19 protein-coding genes are annotated in these 21,299 nt (G+C 65.2%); 6 read left to right on the top strand and 13 right to left on the bottom strand.

The window, feature by feature from the left end; all coding sequences use genetic code 11:
- Positions 1 to 56 precede the first annotated feature (56 nt).
- The 4 genes from BRAD285_RS09605 to BRAD285_RS09590 all read right to left on the bottom strand — a co-directional run bounded on the left by BRAD285_RS09605 (position 57) and on the right by BRAD285_RS09590 (position 4,748).
- Positions 57 to 848, bottom strand: coding sequence for a 2-keto-4-pentenoate hydratase (locus BRAD285_RS09605; protein WP_006614437.1), 792 nt, complete (start codon positions 846 to 848; stop codon positions 57 to 59).
- A 344-nt stretch (positions 849 to 1,192) separates the two neighbouring features.
- Positions 1,193 to 3,211, bottom strand: a complete 2,019-nt coding sequence (locus tag BRAD285_RS09600; RefSeq protein WP_244422346.1) for a sensor histidine kinase — start codon at positions 3,209 to 3,211, stop codon at positions 1,193 to 1,195.
- A gap of 332 nt (positions 3,212 to 3,543) precedes the next feature.
- Positions 3,544 to 3,909, bottom strand: coding sequence for an RNA polymerase-binding protein DksA (gene dksA, locus BRAD285_RS09595; protein WP_172889752.1), 366 nt, complete (start codon positions 3,907 to 3,909; stop codon positions 3,544 to 3,546).
- A 227-nt stretch (positions 3,910 to 4,136) separates the two neighbouring features.
- Positions 4,137 to 4,748: an NAD(P)-dependent oxidoreductase gene (locus BRAD285_RS09590; protein WP_006614434.1), complete on the bottom strand. Its 612-nt coding sequence runs from the start codon at positions 4,746 to 4,748 to the stop codon at positions 4,137 to 4,139.
- Positions 4,749 to 4,893: 145 nt separating this feature from the next.
- Here BRAD285_RS09590 and BRAD285_RS09585 point away from each other — a divergent pair, with 145 nt between their 5' ends.
- Complete coding sequence (locus BRAD285_RS09585; RefSeq protein WP_006614433.1) at positions 4,894 to 5,268, top strand: helix-turn-helix domain-containing protein; 375 nt, start codon at positions 4,894 to 4,896, stop codon at positions 5,266 to 5,268.
- Between the two features lie 92 nt (positions 5,269 to 5,360).
- Here BRAD285_RS09585 and BRAD285_RS09580 read toward each other — a convergent pair whose 3' ends face one another.
- Positions 5,361 to 5,774, bottom strand: coding sequence for a flagellar assembly protein FliX (locus tag BRAD285_RS09580; protein WP_006614432.1), 414 nt, complete (start codon positions 5,772 to 5,774; stop codon positions 5,361 to 5,363).
- Positions 5,775 to 6,046: 272 nt separating this feature from the next.
- Between BRAD285_RS09580 and BRAD285_RS09575 the strand changes: the two genes are divergently transcribed.
- From BRAD285_RS09575 to BRAD285_RS09560, 4 genes are all read left to right on the top strand, one after another.
- The gene (locus tag BRAD285_RS09575) at positions 6,047 to 7,171 is read left to right on the top strand and encodes a flagellar basal body P-ring protein FlgI (RefSeq protein ID WP_006614431.1); all 1,125 of its coding nucleotides are present in this window, start codon (positions 6,047 to 6,049) and stop codon (positions 7,169 to 7,171) included.
- On the top strand, positions 7,171 to 7,581 hold the full coding sequence (gene flgJ, locus BRAD285_RS09570) for a flagellar assembly peptidoglycan hydrolase FlgJ (protein ID WP_006614430.1): 411 nt from the start codon (positions 7,171 to 7,173) through the stop codon (positions 7,579 to 7,581). Before BRAD285_RS09575 ends, flgJ begins: the two co-directional genes overlap by 1 nt.
- Positions 7,582 to 7,639: 58 nt before the next feature.
- Positions 7,640 to 8,125, top strand: coding sequence for a hypothetical protein (locus BRAD285_RS09565; RefSeq protein WP_006614429.1), 486 nt, complete (start codon positions 7,640 to 7,642; stop codon positions 8,123 to 8,125).
- A gap of 222 nt (positions 8,126 to 8,347) precedes the next feature.
- Positions 8,348 to 8,734, top strand: coding sequence for a hypothetical protein (locus tag BRAD285_RS09560; protein ID WP_006614428.1), 387 nt, complete (start codon positions 8,348 to 8,350; stop codon positions 8,732 to 8,734).
- A 402-nt stretch (positions 8,735 to 9,136) separates the two neighbouring features.
- Here BRAD285_RS09560 and flaF read toward each other — a convergent pair whose 3' ends face one another.
- The 3 genes from flaF to BRAD285_RS09545 all read right to left on the bottom strand — a co-directional run bounded on the left by flaF (position 9,137) and on the right by BRAD285_RS09545 (position 13,223).
- Complete coding sequence (gene flaF, locus BRAD285_RS09555) at positions 9,137 to 9,502, bottom strand: flagellar biosynthesis regulator FlaF (protein ID WP_035648247.1); 366 nt, start codon at positions 9,500 to 9,502, stop codon at positions 9,137 to 9,139.
- 378 nt (positions 9,503 to 9,880) lie between these two features.
- A complete protein-coding gene (locus BRAD285_RS09550) occupies positions 9,881 to 11,449 on the bottom strand; it encodes a flagellin (RefSeq protein WP_006614426.1) in 1,569 nt (522 codons plus the stop codon).
- A 229-nt stretch (positions 11,450 to 11,678) separates the two neighbouring features.
- Positions 11,679 to 13,223, bottom strand: coding sequence for a flagellin (locus tag BRAD285_RS09545; RefSeq protein WP_087877730.1), 1,545 nt, complete (start codon positions 13,221 to 13,223; stop codon positions 11,679 to 11,681).
- Between the two features lie 381 nt (positions 13,224 to 13,604).
- On the opposite strand from BRAD285_RS09545, the gene flbT reads away from it, so the two are divergent.
- Positions 13,605 to 14,054 carry a flagellar biosynthesis repressor FlbT gene (gene flbT / locus BRAD285_RS09540; RefSeq protein ID WP_006614425.1) on the top strand — a complete coding sequence of 150 codons (450 nt, stop codon included), beginning with the start codon at positions 13,605 to 13,607 and terminating at the stop codon, positions 14,052 to 14,054.
- Between the two features lie 159 nt (positions 14,055 to 14,213).
- On the opposite strand, the gene BRAD285_RS09535 is transcribed toward flbT, so the two are convergent.
- The 5 genes from BRAD285_RS09535 to BRAD285_RS09515 form a co-directional block, all read right to left on the bottom strand.
- Positions 14,214 to 15,761 (bottom strand): flagellin, encoded by a 1,548-nt coding sequence (locus BRAD285_RS09535; RefSeq protein ID WP_087877729.1) that lies wholly within the window; start codon positions 15,759 to 15,761, stop codon positions 14,214 to 14,216.
- Between the two features lie 341 nt (positions 15,762 to 16,102).
- Entirely contained in the window at positions 16,103 to 17,611 is a 1,509-nt protein-coding gene (locus tag BRAD285_RS09530) for an aspartate aminotransferase family protein (RefSeq protein ID WP_006609858.1), read from the bottom strand.
- Positions 17,608 to 18,798: a RimK family alpha-L-glutamate ligase gene (locus BRAD285_RS09525; RefSeq protein WP_006609857.1), complete on the bottom strand. Its 1,191-nt coding sequence runs from the start codon at positions 18,796 to 18,798 to the stop codon at positions 17,608 to 17,610. The genes BRAD285_RS09530 and BRAD285_RS09525 overlap by 4 nt, the downstream gene beginning before the upstream one ends.
- A 52-nt stretch (positions 18,799 to 18,850) precedes the next feature.
- Complete coding sequence (locus BRAD285_RS09520) at positions 18,851 to 20,479, bottom strand: hypothetical protein (RefSeq protein WP_006609856.1); 1,629 nt, start codon at positions 20,477 to 20,479, stop codon at positions 18,851 to 18,853.
- Between the two features lie 10 nt (positions 20,480 to 20,489).
- Positions 20,490 to 21,293, bottom strand: coding sequence for a hypothetical protein (locus tag BRAD285_RS09515; RefSeq protein ID WP_006609855.1), 804 nt, complete (start codon positions 21,291 to 21,293; stop codon positions 20,490 to 20,492).
- Between the last annotated feature and the right edge of the window lie 6 nt (positions 21,294 to 21,299).

The raw sequence follows: 21,299 nt of genomic DNA, 5'->3' as shown, positions 1-21,299 counted from the left end.
TCGAGCCGGTCCGGATGATTTGGAGCATTCCCTGCGCAGAGAACTTCCCTCAGGAGTCACTCGAACGCCGCCTCGACCACGCCCAGCCCGTCCAGCTCCATCCTCACCCGGTCGCCTGGCTTCAGCCAGACCGTCTTGACCAGGCTGCCGGTCAGAACCAGCTGCCCGGCTTCCAGACCGTCGCCGCGCGAGGCGAGATGGTTGGCGAGCCAGGCGAGCGCATGGAGCGGATGGCCGAGCACGTCGGCGCCGGTGCCCTGCCCGACCAAGGCGCCGTTCACCAGGGCGCGGCCCTGCACAGCGCCGAGGTCTCCCGCGGCATCGCGCGGGACGGCGGGGCCGAGCACGCAGCCTGCAGCGAAGAAATCATCGGCCACCAGGGTCGGGGCGCCCATAGTTTCCCATTGCACATAGCGTTCGTCGACGATCTCGATCGCGGCATGGCAGTCGCCGATCGCGTCGCCGACATGGGCGATCGTGAACGGCGCGTCGAGCGGCAGCAGGTCCTTGGCGAGCCGCACCGCGATCTCACACTCGACCCCGACGCGAACGAAGTCGGCGGCCCGCAGCGTGACGCCCGATTCGTGCACGCCGCCCGCGAACACGCCCCCGGCGCAAGGATGCGGGATGCCTATGTAGTCCTGCATCACCTTGCTGGTGCAACCGATCTTGTAGCCGGCGAAATCGCCGGCGTGCTCGGCGAGCAGCCAGTGGGCCTCATGCTGGATCTCATAACCGGCCGCTTCATCCTTCGGCTGAAGGTGAGCCGGCAGCGCCGCCAGCGGCGCCCTCTCACGGCGGGCGGCCACGATCAATTGCGCGGCGGCCAGAACCTCGTCTGCTCCCATGATCGTTCAACTCCCGCTGTCGGCCGCCCGAAGCGGCTTCTCAGAATTTATGGTTAACAGCCTGTTACCAAACGATTTTTGCGGCCAACCTCATCTGCCATCGCGGCAGCTTCGCGCGGCATTTGAAGCGCCGATCCCGCTGTTCAGATGACGGTTCAGCTACCTCACGGCGACACCAGCTCGAGCTTCATCAGGGTCTCCTGCCCGCGGCTGCGATGATCTCATCAATCGCTCGCTGATACCAGCCGAGCATGCGCCCTGTCGCTGGAGGGCCGCCCTCGCGGGGCCGCGCCGGGATGGTTGAACGCCCTTCGATCGCCCTGACGTGCATCTGGCTGCCGGGATCAGTTCGCCTCGCTGAGCGCCCCTGCGGCCTCCCCGCTGCGCGTCGCCAGCCAGGGCAGCTCGAATTGGCAGGTCAGGCCGCTCTCGGAAAAGGTGCGCTGCAAATGCCTCACCGTGCGGGTCAGGAGCCGGCTGCCGAAGCCGACCACCGGCGGCTCGTGCGCGGCCGGTCCGCCGGTTTCCTGCCAGCGCACGTGGAGCGCGTCGGGACCCAGCGACCAGCCCACCTCGACACGGCCGTCCGGAGTGGTGAGCGCACCATATTTGCTGGCGTTGCAGGCCATCTCGTGGATAACGAGCGCCAGCTGGGTGGTCAGCTCGACCGGGACCAGAATGGTCGGGCCGCTCAGGGACAGTTGCTCAGGCTTGCTGGCGAAAGGTGCCACCTGGCTGTTGATCAGCCCGGCGAGGTCGGCGCCCTGCCAGTCATTCTCGGCGAGGCTGGTGTGCACGGTCGCCAGCGCGTGCAGCCGCGCCGTGAAGTCGCGCACCTTGGTGTCGTGCCGCGGCAGCAGCTGATGCGCCAGCGATTGCACCACGGCGAGGCTGTTCTTTACGCGGTGCGCGAGCTCGTGCACCAGCAGCTCACGCTTGCGATCGGCCTCCTTGGCCGCGGTGACATCGATGTTGACGCCGATCATCCTGAGGTCGTTGCCGCTCTCGCCACCCAGCGTTCGGGCGCGCGCCTCGATCCAGCGGATGGAGCCGTCGGGCAGCTGCACCCGCCACTCCGAATCGAGCTCCCCAGTGATCAGCGCCTGCTTGTTGTCACGGTCGGCATTCGCCTGATCCTCCGGATGGACGAGCGACAGCCAGGCTTCATAGGTGCCGGGAAACGTGCCGGGCTTCAGGCCATAGAGCTCCTCGATCTCGTCTGACCAGCGGCTGGTGCCGGCCTGGCCATCCCAGATGAAGGTGCCGAGCCGGCCGTATTTCGCGGCCAGCTTGAGCTGCTCGGCGGTGCGCGCAGCATCGTCCCTGGCCTTGGCCAGCATCCCGAAATTCTCCTGGATGATGCGCGCGCTCTCGGCCTGCGCCCTTTCGGCCGCGGCAAGACGTGCGTTCAGCGCACGCACCTCCGGCGGATCGGAGGGTGCGGCCTCGCCGGGGTTGGTGCTCTTGACGGCGATGCTTTCGAGCGGCCGGGCAATGCTTCGGCCGATGCCGGCCGCCAGCAGCAGCGCCAGGGCACAGATGGTGGTCGCCGCAACGGTCGCCGTCTTGACCGTCGAGGAGATCGCCTGCGCGAACGCGCCCTGCTTGATGCCGACACCGACCGTCCAGCCGCTGAGCTGCGGATGGGCGTTGGCGTTGATGACGCGGTCGCCCTCGATCGACGGAAATTCAGCGATGCCGTCGGCCCTGGAGGTCGCCCGCCACCCCGCCGACGCCAATTGGCCAGTGGTGGTCGCATTCTTCGGGATGCGGGAGATGTAGCGGCCCTGGCCGTCCATGATGCCTACCAGCCAGTCCGCCGGCAGCTGCTGCTGGGCCAGCAGCCTCGTGTAGTTCGTAGCCGGCATGGCAATCGCCAGGCAGCGGAATGGCTTGCCGTCCTTGAACACGGGCACGTCGACGGTTGCCACCCACTCACCCGAGTTCGGGCCGGTGAAAATGTCGGAGATCGACGGCCGGCCCGATGCAAAGGCCCGCTCTTGCGAACGGCGCCCTTCGGGCGTGCGCTCGCCGAGCGGCTTTCCTGGGAGTGCCAAGGTATTGAGAAGCAGATGGCCGTCTGCGTCGGCGACGATAATCCAACCTTCGCCGCTGACCGCTCCGACGCGGCGCGCCTCCGCCTCGAAGTCCGCAAGATCGGCCGCGCTGAGATCTGGCGATTTCGCCAGCACCTCGGCGAGCGTGACGTAGCGACGCAACTCGGCATCGACGGCGCCGGAGATCGTCTGAGCGGCGTAGGACAGGCCACGACGGATCGAGGCATCAGCCGATTGCGCCGTGGAGACGATGACATAGGCGATCAGCCCGACACAGGGCAGGAACAGGATTCCGGCGAGCAACAAGAGCCGCCCCTTGATGCTCAAACCGCCATATGAATGCTGTAGCGCGGCCAGCAGGCCTCCGCCCGCACCGTCCGATCTGTTCGGCTCCCGCATAGTCCCCCGCGGCTCGTTCCAACACGGAACCGCGAACAATTCCCAGACTGCGGAAAAGTTCCTTGGAGGACGAAGAAAGGCAGCAGGCGGGTTGATAGGAGTCGGAGCGCTGCCCTGCGCCGCCCAGCAACGCAACATCGGATCACGCCGCGAAAACGGCGTGGCCGCATCGATATCGGATCGCTGCGGCCGCTCCCGGCAGGCGGCCGCAATCCCTGCTCGTCGGGTCAGTCCGCGACCTATTCGTCGCGGTAGACCTTTTCACGCTTCTCGTGGCGTTCCTGCGCCTCCACCGAGAGCGTCGCGATCGGACGGGCTTCGAGCCGCTTCAGCGAAATCGGCTCGCCGGTCTCCTCGCAATAGCCGTAGGTGTTGTCTTCGATGCGCTGGAGCGCGGCGTCGATCTTGGAGATCAGCTTGCGCTGGCGGTCGCGGGCGCGAAGCTCGATCGCCCGGTCGGTTTCCGACGACGCACGGTCGGCGAGATCGGGGTGGTTCACGTTCTCCTCCTGCAGAGCCTGCAGGGTGAGCTTCGATTCGCGCAGAATCTCCTCCTTCCATGCCAGCAGCTTGGCGCGGAAGTAGTCGCGCTGGCGGTCGTTCATGAAAGGCTCTTTTTCGGAAGGTTTGTAGTTCTTCAACTTTTCCAAGGTCAGCCCATCTGTACGTGCTGGCGCCGGTCGCGGCACCGGCGGACGGAATACGCCCGTTCGCGGCCGCGTTATATAGCGGCCTCTTGTGACAGACAATATTTCCATCGACACGGGCGCCCCGCCGTCCTGCCGTTGTCCAGCCCAAATTGCGGCCGGCCGGCGGAGCGCCTGGGACTGCGTCAATAACTGACCGTGAAACGGGCGCGCCGGTGCGCCGGACGCTCGATTTCGTCGGCCATGGCAACCGCGAAGTCCTCGAAGGTGATGAAGCTCTTACCCTCGGCGTCGACCAGCAGCTGATCCGTTCCGAGCCGGAACTTGCCCGTTCGGGCGCCGAAATCGATCATCGCGGAGGGCGACAGGAAGGTCCAGTCGAGCTCGGTCTCCTGGCGAAGGCGGTCGAGGAACGCCGCACCCTTCTCCGCTTCAGCCTTGTACATGGCCGGAAAGTTCGGCGTCGTCACCAGCCGCACGCCGGGCGCGACCTCGAGCGAGCCGGCGCCCCCGACCACAAGGTAACGAGATACGCCTGAATCCTTGGCGGCGCCGATCAGCGCCTCGGCATCGCTGGCCAGGAAGTGGATCGAGCTGATCGCGACGTCGTGCCCGGCCCACAGCTTGGCCAGCGCGGCACGGTCGTTGGCATCGCCCTGCACGGCCGTGACATTGGCGTGCTTTTCGATCTTGTCGGGATTCCGGGCGATGCCGGTGACCTGATGGCCGCGATTGGCGAGTTCGGCGGTAATGCGCGACCCGGCCCGGCCCGAGGCGCCGGCGACGGCGATCTTCATGCTGCAACTCCTTCGTGAGCGATCGTTCGGTCGGATCGGAGCCTCTGGACGAGCCGCCCTTGGTATCCGATAGTGACTAGATAGCGGAACGAATGCTGGTGTTAAGAGCGCACTTTAAGATCACCAGGTCACGCCGGAGTAACCGATGCGAGCCCCGAACGTCTATTCGGCCCAGTGTCCCACCCGACAGATCCTGGATCGCGTCGGCGACAAATGGGCGGTGCTGATCCTGATCCTGTTGCGCAACGAGCCGTTGCGTTTCAATCAGTTGCGGCGGTCGATCGAAGGCATCTCGCAGAAGATGCTGTCGCAGGTGTTGAAGAGCCTCGAGCGCGACGGGCTGGTGCGGCGGCGCGCGATCGCGACCGTTCCAGTGACGGTTGAATATTCGATCACATCGCTTGGATTGACGTTGGCCGCCGCGGTCGATCCCCTGCGCGACTGGGCCGAGCATCATCTGAAGGACGTCATGGCGGCACAGCGGCGCTACGACGCACAGGCGACGTCGAAAGCTGCCTAAGCATGATCCGGAAAAGTGCGCAGCGGTTTTCCGAAAGGATCATGCGCAAACAACAACCCAAAGCGCGATGATCTCATCGCGCTTTGGTCGCTTCAGCCCTGCCCGGCCTTGGCAAGCTCGACCTCGACGCGCAGCTCGATCTCCGAAAGGATGGCGTCCAGTCCCGGCTCGCCCGACGTCTGCTTCAGGTCGGCCGCCGCGTCCCGCAGCCGCAGCGCCATTGTCCTGTCGAGCTTGCCGGACAGCAGCGACAGCTTGAGATCATCGAGCACGTCGAGCGCGCGCTTGCCGCGCTGGACCGAGCGCTTGCGGCGCTCGGCCGGATCTTCTTCGATGCCCTGCAGCGCCAACAGCGCATCGATGTTCGCGGTCTGCTTCGGTGCAAGGGTCGCGCGTGTCTCCTGCGTCGTGCCGACGTCAGGCAGCTTGAAGCCGCCGGACGAGGTCTTTCGCGTGGAGCTGGTCGACGTGCCCAGCGTCGTGCCGTTCGGTCCGTAGATGCGCATCGGTGGCTCCCCGCAGGCTCTCGCGTGTCGGTGCGGAGATTGGCCGCGTCGTGGTTAACGGTGCGTAAATGGCCCGGCAAATTCTGCCGGGGCGGCAGCTTCGTTCCTCCGGAGCAACCCGGGATCGCGACAAGGCCCCGAATTGATTTCACACTCTTTCAATGAGTTAGCCGGGAGCATCGCACTGGCACGGCCCTCGCATAGTTAACGCCGATCATGCGGTCATGGGAGTGGCCAACTGATCACTTGCAGAGTTCGAGGGGAGCAGAGGGATGCGACGCGTCCGACTTACGCGCCTGTTTCAGGCCGCTTGCGCCGCCATGCTGGCGCTGGCCTCTACCGTCATGTCCGCGCATGCGACGTCGCGGATCAAGGATCTCGCCAATATCGAAGGCGTGCGCCAGAACCAGTTGATCGGCTACGGCCTGGTGGTCGGCCTCAACGGCACCGGCGACACGCTCAACAACATCCCGTTCACCAAGCAGTCGCTGCAGGCGATGCTCGAGCGCATGGGCGTCAACATCCGCGGCGCCACCATCCGCACCGGCAATGTCGCGGCCGTGATGGTCACCGGCAACCTGCCGCCCTTCGCCACGCAGGGCACGCGCATGGACGTGACGGTGTCGGCGCTCGGCGACGCCAAGAACCTGCAGGGCGGCACCCTGCTCGTCACCCCGCTGCTCGGCGCCGACGGCAACGTCTATGCGGTCGCGCAGGGCTCGCTCGCGATCTCGGGCTTCCAGGCCGAAGGCGAGGCCGCCAAGATCGTGCGCGGCGTGCCGACCGTCGGCCGCATCGCCAACGGCGCCATCATCGAGCGCGAGATCGAGTTCGCGCTGAACCGGCTGCCGAACGTGCGGCTGGCGCTGCGCAACGCCGACTTCACCACGGCGAAGCGCATCGCAGCCGCAATCAACGATTTCCTCGGCGTCAAGACGGCCGAGCCGATCGACCCCTCGACGGTGCAGCTCAGCGTGCCGGCGGAGTTCAAGGGCAACGTCGTGGCCTTCCTGACCGAGATCGAGCAGTTGCAGGTCGATCCTGATCTCGCAGCCAAGATCGTCATCGACGAGCGCTCCGGCATCATCGTGATGGGCCGCGACGTCCGCGTCGCCACCGTCGCGGTCGCCCAGGGCAACCTCACCGTCACCATCTCCGAAAGCCCGCAGGTCAGCCAGCCCAATCCGCTGTCCCGCGGCCGCACCGTGGTCACGCCCCGCACCAGCGTCGGCGTCCAAGAGGACGGCAAGAAGTTCGCGATCGTCAAGGATGGCGTGTCCCTGCAGCAGCTCGTCGACGGCCTCAACGGCCTCGGCATCGGGCCGCGCGACCTGATCAGCATCCTGCAGGCGATCAAGGCCGCCGGCGCGATCGAAGCCGATATCGAGGTGATGTGATGGCCACCTCTTTCGTCGACTCCTATGCCGGCCGCGTGCCACTCAGCATGCCCTCGGCCGCTGCCAAGACGGCGCCGCGCACCGATATCGAGCTCTCGGAAGCCCTGACCAAAGTTTCGCCCAAGGCGCAGGCCAAGGCCAAGGCCACCGCGACCGACTTCGAAGCCATGTTCCTCAACTCGATGTTCTCGCAGATGACGAGCGGCGTGAAGGGCGAGGGTCCGTTTGGCGATACGCCGGGCACCGGCGTCTGGCGCTCGATGCTGACCGAGCAATATTCGAAGAACTTCGCCAAGGCGGGCGGCGTCGGCATCTCCAACGACGTCTTCCGCACCCTGATCCTGCAGCAGGCCAAGAGCAGCAATTCCAGCAGCAACTCCGCCAGCAGCACCAGCACAGCCACACCGTAACCGTAAGCGTAGACATCGCGCGGGGTCCGCAGCGCCCCACGCCGACAGGAGTTTTTCAATGAGCGCACAGGGCCAGGCGAAGAAGACAACCTACACGGCCGCCGCCAGTGCGGCGGAGGCGCGCGCGCTCGCTGACGAGATGGTCAGCGTCATGAGCGAGCTGATCGCGGTCATCGAGCAGGAGACCGAACTGGTCCGCGCCGGCAAGCTGGCCGAAGGCATGGCGTTCGGTCCGAAGAAAACCGAGCTCTCGCGTCACTACGTCAACGCGGTGGGCCGCCTCAAGGCCAGCCAGAATTTCATGAAGCAGACCGCGCCGGAGCTGCTCGCCACCCTGCACCGCCACCACGACACGTTCCGGGCGATGCTGCAGGTCAACCTGACCGTCCTCGCGACGGCGCATGCGATCTCGGAAAAGATCGTGCGCGGCGTCAATGCCGAGGTGCAGCGCAAGAACATCCCGAGCACCTATACCGCCGGCGGCCGCCGCGCCGCGCCCGGCGCGCGCCACCTCACCCCGCTCGCGGTCAGCCGCACGCTCTGACACAGGCGGCGCCACGCCGCCCTCCGCTCCCACGTTTGAAGGCCGTGCCGCCCAAAGGGGCCGCGCGGCCTTCGCCGTTTAACGCTCGAATAAGCTTAAAAGGCCGGCATGCCACACAACGCGCCGTTCATCCTATTTCCTAACATAACGTTGATTGGTCATCGGCATAGTTGCAACTGGGACGGGGTTGGGAATTGACTCGATGGCCATGAGGAGGCTGCCATGAGTTCCGATTTCAGCGTGAGACCAGTAGGGGCGCCTGCGGCGGCCCCGCTAATCCAACCGTCGAGTCAGGCGGTGGCGAGCGCTGTTCCGACGGACCTTCCTCCAAGCCAGACCGTGACCGCCGCCGACAGCGGCGTCCCCGTGCGCAACGACGTGCCGGCGCATGCCGCCAACGAGTTGTTCGTGTCGCACCAGGCGTATTACGACCGGGCAGCGGCAGCGATGGTGTTTCAGGTGGTCAACCGCAAGAACGACCAGGTGGTGGCGCAATATCCGGACGAAGCCGTGCTTCGCCGTCGGGCCTACTTCAATACGCTCGACATGCAGAAAGATCTGCAGAAGGAAGATGCGCCCCGGGTGATGCCGACCGACCGGATTGCCTGACACGAGCCCGAGGGCGTGCGCGCACGCCGCGCCCACCTGCGCGCCGCCCGATGGGCGGCGCAGTCATGATGAGCCGGCGATGTCCCGTAAGCTCAGCCGGCCTGGCCCGCGCAAGAGATGCCGAGACGGGTCTCATCGGAAGCAGCATCCGGCAGCACGTTCTTGACCTGGGGCCGGGCGCACCGCCCCCAGCGTGAAAAGCCCTCCACCTCGGAGATCGTCCGCGTGAAGGGCTCGTCGTTGGCATGCTTGCCGGGCCAGCTCGTCCGACAGAGCGCCGGATCGACGGCTACATATTTGCTGTTGCTGTGCGCGTGCTGAGCACGTTCGACGTCCAGGAAGCGGACAGGAGGAGGCTGGTGATCTCAGCCACGGCGATGCCGCCCCTGCCCGTCCGGTCGATCAGCTGCGGCCGGAGAGGCCCGCAGCGATGTGGCAGTTGATGTCGATCAGCGACTTCAGCTTCGCCGGATCCGGATCCATCTGCATCTCGATCGTCTGCTTCATGACGAAGACGCCGATGTTGGCAATGTTCTGGCGGATGTCGAGCGGGTTCGGATTGTCCTCCGCTTCCATGGCGCTCATGAAGATCGTCCACAGGCGGCGATTGAACAGCAGCGCCTTGTACATGTTGCGATCAGGACCATTCCAATTGGCCTGGACTTCCTGCAGCTGCCGTGCCGCCTTCAACAATGCTTGCGCTTCGATCTCCCGTGGTGATGCCGTCGTTTGCGACGTGCGTGCATAGGCTTGAGCGGCATATGACATCAAGTACTCCGGACTGACGCTGGGACACCAACAAACTGCACGGATTTTGTACGTTGGGTGCCTTTAAAATATGGTTAGCAGCTGTTAGCGGATTTCGCCTCTCGATATCAGCAGATACCGAAAACAACCGGGCCTGCGAGATCTCTTAATATGATGCGAACGCGCCGATTCAAATTGTGCGAAAAATTTTCGCTGCACATTCGCCGCCTAGAACGATCGACGAAGCGCAGATAAGGCGCGTCCTCGTGCTTGTGACGCACTGGGTCCGACGACCAACAGGGCGGCCTGCGGCAATTGCACAGCATGAGCCAATGCGCAAAAGCAAAAGCGGCGGGCAAGCCCGCCGCTTCGCAAGAGTTGGGGTCGTCGCTTTTGCGCTTAGCGCAGCAGCTGCAGCACGCTCGCCTGCGACTGGTTGGCCAGCGCCAGCGCGGAGACTGCGATCGACTGGCGGGTCGACAACGCCTGGCTGTTGGCGGCCTCTTCGTTGGTGTCGGCCAGCGTGAGGTTCGACGAGCCGGTCTGCAGCACGTTGATCAGGTTCTTGTTGAAGTCCTGACGGATCTGCACGATCGACAGATTCGATCCGAGCGACGACGCTTCGGAGCGGATCGCGGTCGAGGCGCTGTTCAAGGTGGTGAGCACCTTGTTGGCCGAGTTGCTGTCGAGGAAGTCGGTTCCGACGACCAGCGCCGAGAGGCCGAGGCCGGTGCTGTTGAACGTCACGCCGGTGATGTTCAGGGTCGACCGGCCGGTCTCGTTGAAGGTCAGCTTCAGCGTATCGCCGTTCAGCAGGTTGATGCCGTTGAACGAAGCGTCCTGGGCCGTGGTGTTGATCTGCGCCAGCACGTTGTTGTACTGCGCGATCAAGCCTGCGCGGGTCGTCTGCGAGTTGGTGTCGGCCACCGGAGTCGATGCCGTCACGCCGTTGAACGCCTGGCTCGCCGCCGTCGAGGAGCCTGCCACCGCGCCGATGGTCGACGAGGCTGCCTCATTGGTTGTGAGGATCGTCAACTGACCGGTCGTGCTCAGGCTCGCCTGCAGATTGTTCGTGGCAAGCGCGGTGTTCAGCTGCGCCAGCGTCGATATCTGCGATGCGCCTGTGCCGAACGTTATGTTTGTTGCGACGCCGCCTCCTGTTGAGGCGATGGTGAGTGTCTGTCCTGACAATGCTGGCGGGTTGCGTGTGGTCGTTCCGGCCGTCAATCCGAGCTTGGCCAGGGCCGTACCCGATATCGTCAGATCCTGGGCCGTACCGGTGGCAACCGATATCTGGCCGCCGGTTACCGAGGAGGGCGTCGCAGTTGCGCCGGTCACCGAGTCGATCGCGGCAAGCAGGTTGCTGACCGTGTCGCCGACGCCGATATTGGTTCCAGCGGAGACCGAGCCGGCAACGAAGGTGAAGACCACGCCGTTGACCGTCAGCGTGTCGCCGGTCGTGATGCTGCTCGCCAGATCGTTCGAACTCGTGCCCGGCGTACCCGACAGCCTGGTCGTGCCGGTGATCGCGGCCGGCGTGGTGTTGTCGTTGTTGACCGCGCTGCCGACCACGAACTTGTTCGACGAGCTGCCCAGCAGGTTATTGGCTGTGGCGCCCGGAATGACGGCGGAGGTGACGCTCGACTTGGTCGTGTAGCCCGTGGGCGCCTGGAGGACCTGGCTCGCGATCGACTTTGCGCTGTCGACCAGCTTCTGGAGCGAGGTCAGACCGGTATTCGCCGCCTGCAGAACCTGGACGCCGTTGCCGATGCTGTCGAGCAGATTCGCAATGTCGCTCGCGCGATTGTTGAGCGATTGCGCGGTGAAGAATTCCGTGGGGTTATCGAGCGCCGTGTTGACCTTGTTGCCGGTGGCCAGGTTGTTTTGAGTCGTGGCCAGCAGCGATGCAGTGTTTTGCAGCGCCAGCAGGTTTTGGCGAACCGAAGCCGAAAGAACGATACCGGACATGTTTGTGAAACCTTCCTAGTTATTCACCAGGCGGTTCTAGAACAGGTACTTTTAAAACATGGTTAATGGCACTTTAAATTTCTTGCTTAACGCCTGGTTACGCCCCGGCCGGCCGTCTGCTCCCCTTTCCAATCCAGTATTGATACGGGCCAAGTCCTTGAACCAGGCGCAAAAAAAGCGGCGGGGTTTCCCCCGCCGCTTCCGATGTTTGTATGAGAACGCCTCAGCGTTAGCGGAGCAGCTGCAGCACGCTGGCCTGCGACTGGTTGGCGAGCGACAGCGCGGACACCGCGATCGACTGGCGGGTCGACAGCGCCTGGCTGTTCGCCGCTTCCTCGTTGGTGTCCGCCAGCGTCAGGTTCGACGAACCGGTCTGCAGAACGTTGATCAGGTTCTTGTTGAAGTCCTGACGGATCTGCACCACCGACAGGTTCGAACCCAAGGTCGAGGCTTCCGACCGCAGCGTGGAGCTCGCGGTGTTCAGCAACGTGATCACCTTGTTCGCCGAGTTGTTGTCGAGGAAGTCGGTGCCCGAGGTGAGGTTCGAGAGGCCGAGACCGCCGGTGTTGAAGGTCACACCGGTGATCGACAGCGTCGACTTGCCGTTCTCGTTGAACGTCAGCTTCAGCGTGTCGCCGTTGAGCAGGTTGACGCCGTTGAACGAAGCATCCGCCGCGGTCGTGTTGATCTGCGCCAGCACGTTGTTGTACTGGGAGACCAGGCTCGCACGCTGCGTCTGCGCCGTCGCGTCAGCCACCGGAGCCGCTGCCGTCAGGCCGTTGAAGGACTGGCTGGAGCCAGCAGCCGAACCACCGATCGCGCCGATCGTGGCCGAAGCCGCGTCGTTGGTGGTGGTGATCGAGATCTTGCCGGTGGAGTCGATCGAGGCCTGGAGGTTGTTCGCTGCGAGCTTCGAGTTGAGATCGTTCAGCGAGTTGACCTGCCCGGTCCCTAGCCCGAACGTTATGTTCGTGGCGGTGCCACCTCCTGTGGCAGCGATCGTCAACGTCTGTCCTGCCAAGCCGTCGCCGACCGTGCTGAGGCCGAGCTTGGCCAAGGTGCCGGAGCTGCCCGAGAGCGTCAATCCGGCCGCCGGAGGCGTCAGGGTGATCGCGCCCGCGGTGATCGACGAGGTCACGCCGGTCGCCGTCTGGATCGCCGACAGCAGGTTGCCCACGGTGTCGCCGATGCCGATGCTGGTGCCGGTGGAGGACGTGCCGGTGACGAAGCTGAAGGTCGTGCCGTTGACGACCAGCGTCTCACCCGACGTGATGCCGGTGGCCAGGTCGTTCGAGGAGGTGCCCGCGGTGCCCGACAGCTTGGTGGTGCTGGTGATCGCCACGGCAGTCGTGTTGTCGTTCAGCACGGCCGAGCCGGTCACAGCCGTCGTGCTGGCACCCAACAGGCTGCTGGCGGTGGCGCCGGTGAGAGCAGCCGAGGTCACGCTCGACTTGGTGGAGTAGCCGACGGAGCTCTGCAGCACCTGGTTGGCGATCGACTTGGCGCTGTCGACGAGCTTCTGCAGCGAAGTGATGCCGGTGTTGGCGGCCTGCAGCACCTGCACGCCGTTGCCGATGCCATCGAGCAGATTGGAGATGTCGGAAGCGCGGTTGTCGAGGCCCTGGGCGGTGAAGAAGTTGGTCGGGTTGTCGAGCGCCGAGTTGACCTTCTTGCCCGTGGAGAGGTTGTTCTGGGTGGTGGCGAGGAGCTGAGCCGTCGACTGGAGCGAGAGCAGATTCTGGCGCACCGACGCCGAGAGAACAATACCTGACATTTTCATACCCTTCTGGTGTGACTCAAACGACCGATCTCTTCGGAGATCGGTTGTGCCCGCATCGACTTCGCAACCGGGCGACGTGGATCAAGGTAAATGGGAGTGGCTAACAAAGGGTGAAGCGACGCGACTCAGCCGCTGCATGCGATACCGGCGGCGCACATCACGCTCGGCGTATGATCAGCCGATCGCATTGAAAACACCTGACATTTACCAAGCGGGGCCGGCCATTTACCGCGCGTTAACCATGTTCGGAAAGGATCACTGCGCGCCGAGCCATCGAGCGCGCAGACTGTTCGCGCGATTTTAGACTGCCGCATGAATTGCGGCCTCGCCGGAGCAGGTTCGGCGCCGCGCCGATCGCGGCAACGGAGGACGAGAATGGCCCTGAAAGTCGAACTGAAGCCGCATGAGCGAATCATCATCGGCTCGTGCGTGATCACCAACACCGACCAGCGGGCGCGTCTGCTGATCGACGGCGACAACATCCCGATCCTGCGCGAAAAGGACATTCTCACGCCGGAGACCGCCGACACGCCGGCCAAGCTCGTCTATCTCGCCGTCCAGCTGATGTACATCTCGCCCGGCGCGGACGCCGATCACGGCACCTACTTCAACCTGCTGCGCGACATCATCACGACGGTGCCGAGCGCCTGGCCGATCATCGAGGCCATCAACGGCCACATCCTCAACGGCGATCTCTATCAGGCGCTGAAGGAAGCCAAGAAGCTCGTCGCCTTCGAGAAGAAGCTGCTCGAGCAGGCGCAAGCCGAACAACTCGCAGATCAGCAGGCCGAAGAGGCGGCGAAGCCGGTCAGCTCCGCGGCCTGAGCCGCGCAGCCTCAACCCGAAACGAAGAGCCCGGCTCTGCGCACGCAAAGCCGGGCTCTTCGTTTGAGGCGCAGCATCACGTCGTCCCCTGCCCCTCCAAAACGCGAAAGCGGCGGGTTTCCCCGCCGCCTTCTGTTTGTTGAGAGCCGATGCCCCGGATCAGCGGAGCAGCTGCAGCACGCTGGCCTGCGACTGGTTGGCGAGCGACAGCGCGGACACCGCGATCGACTGGCGGGTCGACAGCGCCTGGCTGTTGGCCGCTTCCTCGTTGGTGTCGGCCAGCGTCAGGTTCGACGAACCGGTCTGCAGCACGTTGATCAGGTTCTTGTTGAAGTCCTGACGGATCTGCACCACCGACAGGTTTGAACCGAGCGTCGAGGCTTCCGACCGCAGCGTGGAGCTCGCGGTGGTGAGCAGGCCGATCACCTTGTTCGCCGAGTTGTTGTCGAGGAAGTCGGTGCCCGAGGTCAGGGTCGACAGGCCGAGACCGCCGGTGTTGAAGGTCACACCGGTGATCGACAGCGTCGACTTGCCGTTCTCGTTGAACGTCAGCTTCAGCGTGTCGCCGTTGAGCAGGTTGACGCCATTGAACGAGGCGTCCGAAGCGGTGAGATTGATCTGCGTCAGCACGTTGTTGTACTGGGAGACCAGGTTCGCACGCTGCGTCTGCGCCGTCGCATCAGCCACCGGAGCCGCCGCGGTCAGGCCGTTGAAGGACTGGCTGGAGCCAGCAGCCGAACCACCGATCGCACCGATCGTGGCCGAAGCCGCGTCGTTAGTGGTGGTGATCGAGATTTTGCCGGTCGACGAGTCGATCGAGGCCTGCAGGTTGTTCGCTGCGAGCTTCGAGTTGAGATCGTTCAACGAGTTCACCTGCCCTGTTCCTAGGCCGAAGGTGATACTGGTGGCCGTGCCACCTCCTGTGGCAGCGATCGTCAGTGTCTGGCCCGACAAGCCGTCGCCGACCGTGCTGAGGCCGAGCTTGGCCAAGGTGCCGGAGCTGCCCGAGAGCGTCAATCCGGCCGCCGGAGGCGTCAGGGTGATCGCGCCCGCGGTGATCGACGAGGTCACGCCGGTCGCCGTCTGGATCGCCGACAGCAGGTTGCCCACGGTGTCGCCGATGCCGATGCTGGTGCCGGTCGAGGACGTGCCGGTGACGAAGCTGAAGGTCGTGCCGTTGACGACCAGCGTTTCACCCGAGGTGATGCCGGTGGCCAGGTCGTTCGACGAGGTGCCCGCGGTGCCCGACAGCTTGGTGGTGCTGGTGATCGCCACGGCAGTCGTGTTGTCGTTCAGCACGGCCGAGCCGGTCACAGCCGTCGTGCTGGCACCCAACAGGCTGCTGGCGGTGGCGCCGGTGAGAGCAGCCGAGGTCACGCTCGACTTCGTGGAATAGCCCACGGCGCTCTGCAGCACCTGGTTGGCGATCGACTTGGCGCTGTCGACGAGCTTCTGCAGCGAGGTGATGCCGGTGTTGGCAGCCTGCAGAACCTGCACGCCGTTGCCGATGCCATCGAGCAGATTGTTGATGTCGGAAGCGCGGTTGTCGAGGCCTTGGGCGGTGAAGAAGTTGGTCGGATTGTCGAGTGCCGAATTGACCTTCTTGCCCGTGGAGAGATTATTCTGGGTGGTGGCGAGGAGCTGAGCCGTCGACTGGAGCGACAGCAGATTCTGGCGCACCGACGCCGAGAGGACGATACCTGACATTTTCATACCCTTCTGGTGTGAAACAAGAACCCGATCCCTTCGAGATCAGGCTGCTGCCCAGATCGACTTGGCGTCTTGGGCAACGGGCGTCACGGTGAATGGCAGTGGCTAACAAACGCTGAAGCGGTTGTGGCGCCGGCACGGTTCAATCCGTCCAGCGGGCTCGCACGCGGTTGTATCGACGTCGCATGCGATGAGCGCACGCGTTGAAAACACACGCAGATTTATTCACGGGCGTGCGTCTTCACCACGCGTCAACCAACTTCGGAAAGGTTGACGCCGTCGTCTCAGGTGATCTCACGATGGGACGATCGACCTGAGGTGGTGAGAGGCGTTTACCATCAAGGCGCGAGCGGCGGCGCCTCCAATTCGATCAATGGCGCGAGGCCAGCCGCACGCTGGCGGCCGAACATCAGGACCGCTGCAATCATCCGGTCGATGTCATCCGCCTGTGTCCGATGGTTGACGATCGCGGCGCGGATCGCCACGCGGCCATCCAGCGTCGTCGTCGACGGCGCGGCGATGCCGGCTTCGTGGATGTCCGCGACAACGGCGCCATTGATCGCATCGGCATCGGTGCAGCGGTAGCGGAAGCAGACGATGTTGAGATTGACGGGAGCCAGCAGCTCCAGCTCAGGCTCGGCACGCACACGTGTTTCGAGATATCGCGCCAGCCGGCAGCTCTGCGCGATCATGCGTCCGAGCCGATCGGTGCCGTATGTCCGCAGCGTGAACCAGGTCTTGAGCGCCCGGAAGCCGCGCGACAGATCGGGACCGAGATCGCACGGCCATTCCGCGCCGGCCGCGAGGCCGCGCGTCTCGCGACGCAGATAGGCCGCGGGTGAGGCGAAGGCGTCGCGATGCTGCGCGCCGTCGCGCACCAGCAGGAATCCTGCGTCGTAGGGCACCTGCCCCCATTTGTGGAAGTCGAGCGCGATCGAATCCGCCCGCTCGATTCCGGCAAGCTTCGGCGCGAGCTCCGGCGACAACATGGCCAGCGCACCGAACGCGCCATCGACATGGAACCACAGCCCCTCGCTGCGGCAGAGTTCGGCCAACTCGGCGAGATCGTCGATTGCGCCGATATCCACCGTGCCGGCGGAGCCCACGACGAGAAACGGATGCAGGCCCGCGGCACGGTCCTGCCTGATCGCGGCACGAAGTGCTGCGACATCGATGCGGTGCGAAGCGTCGATCGCGATGCTGCGCAGCGCATCGCCGCCGAGGCCACAGATGTCCATCGCCTTGGCGATGCAGCCATGGGCGGCCTTGGACGTGTAGGCGCGCAGGCGCAGACCGACCTCGCCAAGGCCCTCGCTGCGAACGGAGGCGCCGAGCGCGGCACGGCGCGCCACCAGCACCGCCATCAGATTGGCCATCGAGGTGCCGGTGACGAAGATGCCGCTGGCACTGTCAGGGAAGCCGAACAGCTGTCGCGTCCAGCCGACGACCTCGCGCTCGATCTCGATCGGCGCGTGGTCGCGGCCGCCGAGATTGGCATTCAGCCCGGCCGCCAGCATGTCCGCGAGCATGCCGACCACTGTTCCGCCGCCATGCACCCAGCCCATGAAGCCGGGATGCACGTTGCCGGTGGCGTGGGGAACGACGAGTTCGCTGAAATCGCGATAGACCTCGCCGAGATCGGTCGGCGCGTGCGGCAGCCGACTGCGAAAGCGTTGCCGCGTCTCCTGCGACATCGGCTGCCAGACCGGGCGGTCGCGAATGCCGGCGACGTAGTCGATCATGTCATCGAGCATGCGATGACCTTGCGCGCGCAACTCGCTCCAGTCCTGCGGATCGAGCGTGTCCATCTCCCGCAGCGACGGTTCGATGCGCGCAGCGTCGCTCACGCCGCCTGCTCCGCCCGCGAGGCGGCGCGCTTTGCGATCATGTCGGCAAAGGCTGCGAAGATCTTCTGCATCTGCGGCGGCTTGTAGGGGAAGACATCCGGCGGATCCATGTTGTGCACGACGGCCGTATTGTCGGCCTCGAACACCAGCAGCGCGCCGTCCTTGGTTTCCGCACAATCGATGATGAAATAGTCGAGGCCGATGCGCTCGGCGATCGCCGCGAGCACGCTGCGATGCCGGCGGCCGAAGCCGATGTCGAAGGTCTGCATGAAGGTCGCCTCTTCGAGGCGCTTGCTTTCGCTGCCGGCCATGCCAGCGTTGAGATACCAGATGTCCCAGCGCTTCGCGATCGCCATGTGGCAGGCATAGGCCGCGCCGTCGACGAACACGATGCGATATTTGCGGAACTGGCCGTCCTCGCTGGCATAGTCGACGAAGCGCGAGACGAAGAACTCCTGCTCGTCGCGCTCGTCGAGATAAAGCGAGAGCTCGATCGGCTCCTCGACCTTCTCGAGGCCGACGCCGGCATGGGAGCCGCGTGGCCGGACGATGACGGGAAAGCCGAGCGCGCCGTCGACGTCCTCGATCAGTTCGCGCTCGTCCGCGACCTCGACCAGGCGCTCGCGATCGACCGGAACGGTCGCGGGAATCGACAGGCCCTCGATGCCGGCGAGCAGCGCATGCAGCTTGTCGCGGTCGAGATGCCAGATCCGCTGCGGCGGGTTGAGCAACGGACGCGGCCAGCGCGCCGCGACGGCATTGATCTCGTGCAGCGCGTGCTGGCAGTCTTCGGAATCGGAGGCGATGACGATGGCAATGTCATGCGCCGGCAGCGGCGACGGAAGCTCCGCGCCGGGGACGACGTAGAGCATCAGCAGCTCGATATCGCTATCCTCGAGCAGGAACTCGATCGGCGTATTGCTGCCCATGTCGGTCGCCGCCGCCAGCGCGAGCACGCGCAGCCGCGGCGTCGGGGTGCTGGCCGCCACGCGATAGAACTGCTGCGCCTGCAGCACGTCGTGCTGGATCGCAAGTCCGGACGACTTCTCGCCGATCAGTTGGGCGACCAGCGCAAGGTCGAGCCCCTCGCCCGGCGTCGCCGTGCCGTCGAGCAGCTTGCCGAGCAGCGCGGCCCATAGGGGCTTGAGATCCTGGCCGTCGAAGGCGGCCTTGGCGATCTTGGCCATGCCGATGCGCTCGGCGCAGTCTGCGCCGGCCGGTTCGGCGAGAGCGAGCAAATCAGTTGCCATGGCAGATATCCCTGAGATCCTGGCTGCTCAGATTCGTGACGAGCAGCTCTGTTTTGGCGACCACGTCGGCAATGCGGTCGATGTCGGCTTCGAGATTGACGCGCGCGGTGGTGACATCGTCACACCACGCCTCCGTCACCTCGCGCGCGCCGATGCACAGCCGCAGCGCGGCCGTCGGCGGCGCACCGTCGCGGTCGATGCGCACCGGCTGGCCGATCAGGCACTCGCGGCCGGCCACGGCGGCATCGCGCCCGCTGAAGCGGTCGCTGAGATCCTGCTGAAGCGCGCGATAGACCGCCTGGGTCTCGCCGAGATCGAGCAGGCAGCCGTCGCGCTGGAGCGCGAACGGAAAGATCGTGGGGAAGCCGAATTCGCTGGTCGCCTGCTCTGCGGCCGAGCCCGTTGCGAGCGGACGCAGCACAGGCGACAGCATCAGCAGGCTTTCGATCGCCTCGCCGAGCTGCCGGATGGCCATGCGGCGGAACACCTCGGGCACCGCGTGATAGGCCGCGATCTCCTCGAGCGCGGCCTCCCAGCGCAGCCATTGCCCAATATTGGCGCGCGGCGCGGAGCATGCGCGCAGATCCGTCCAGGCCAGCGGCCAGTCGCTGCGATTGACGTAGCCGAACAGGCCGGGCGCGATCGGATGACCATAGCGGACGGCCGCGGCCACGTCGCGCGACACCAGCAGCGCACCGCTGAAGGCCGGTCCGCCGTAGAATTTCGAGCCGGAGATCAGAACCAGATGGCCGCGATCGAGATGGTCGCGCAGCCGGTTCGGATCGAGGCGCATCTGGCAGGCATCGACGACGATCTGGACGCGACCCGGCCAGCGCCGCGCCACCTCGTCAAGGCACGCCAGTCCCGGCGCGCGCCAGCCGAGCTTGGAGGCATCCATCGCCTGCAGCAGGACGTTGCGCCCACCGCGGATCAGCGCCTCGACGGTCTCGAGCACCGCGCCGTCAATGTCGCTGCGCGGTTGCATCGATGCAGCATCGAACAGCGGCAGAAACACCGCATCACCCGAGAGGCCCTCGATCGGCGCTTCCCTGGTCACGGCGAGGCCGCTCGCTGTCCGCGCGTTGAAATGGCGCCCGCGTGCGCTGGCGGCGGTGCCGCTGCCGGTCTGATCGCTGCCGACGATCACGCTGGTGACGTTGTCGCCGAGCGTCGCGCGGACCAGCGCCAGCGCATGCAGCTGCGCATCGGTGCCCGACGGCGAGAAGATGATGTCGATGTCGTCGGCGAGCCGCAGATGGCCGCGCAACTCGCCGCGCATCTCCTCGGTGCGGCGGTCGAGCGCCTCGTCGAGCGGAAGCGAGATCGCCGCATGCATCAATCGCTCGCGCGCCAGCTCGACGCGGGCATAGGCACGCTCGGAAATCGGCGAGGCCGTGCTCGACGAAAAGCACACAAGGTCGGGCGCCGGCGACGGCCCGCAGCCATAGGCGTTGCGGCCCCAGGGACGATCCAGCGAAAGACGGGTGTCGCCACCGTCGATCAGGAGATCCCCGAGCAAGGCGAAGAGATCGCGGAGCCCCGTGGTTGCTGTGCCCTGCCCGCGCCGATCGGCGGCGGACGATGTAGAAAGCTCCGGCCGGGTTGCTGGCGGCGTCATGGCGCGATCGTCACGCTGCGTCGGCGGCGGCCGTGGGGACGTTCACGGCCGATGCGAATTGCGAGGCGACGTTGCCGTGGAACACCGAGGGACCGACATGGTCGAGCCGGCTGTCGAGGTCGGCCCAGATCTCGCCGCCGAGATCGGTCCAGCGCTTGCAGAACGCGAAATCCTCGCTGAGATAGGTGCCGGTCTCCGGGTCGATCATGCATTCGAACAGCGCGAAACGATTGGGGCTGCCGGCCAGCGCATCGTGCGAATGCTCGCGGAAGAACTGCAAGGGTGCGTAGGCCGGATGCGCGATCATCGCCTCGATGACGCGGCGGCGGATCATCAGGAAGCCGGTGCCGGCATAGCGCACCCGGGTGAAGCCGTTGACGACAGCGACATGGTCGGGATCGTCGATCTCGAGCACGTAGTCGAGCGACGCCGCCGGAACATCCATGCGGTTGGACTGGATGGCGCGGCGCGCCTTGGTCCAATTGACCTTCTTGACCGGATAGACGCCGGCGACCATGTCGCCGCCGGACTCGATCAGGCGAAACACCTGCTTCGGCGTGAAGCCGATATCGGCATCGACGAACAGGAGATGCGTCGCCGTGGGATCGTTGAGGAACAGCGTGACGAGGTTCGCCCTCGCGCGGGTGATCAGCGCATCGCCATCACGCATGTGGACGGTCAGGCCGACATTGGAGGTGGCGCGCAGCTCGCGCTGCAGGGCGAAGATCGAGCTCGCATAGATGCTCGACACCTGTCCGCCGAAACACGGGGTGGCGACCACCAGGTGGATCCGCTCGTCCGTCACGTCACTCACGTCAGC

The organism is Bradyrhizobium sp. ORS 285, assembly GCF_900176205.1.
In the GTDB taxonomy this organism is placed as follows: domain Bacteria; phylum Pseudomonadota; class Alphaproteobacteria; order Rhizobiales; family Xanthobacteraceae; genus Bradyrhizobium.
Note: the sequence above shows the minus strand (reverse complement) of the source record. Positions and strands in the feature narration are given on the sequence as shown.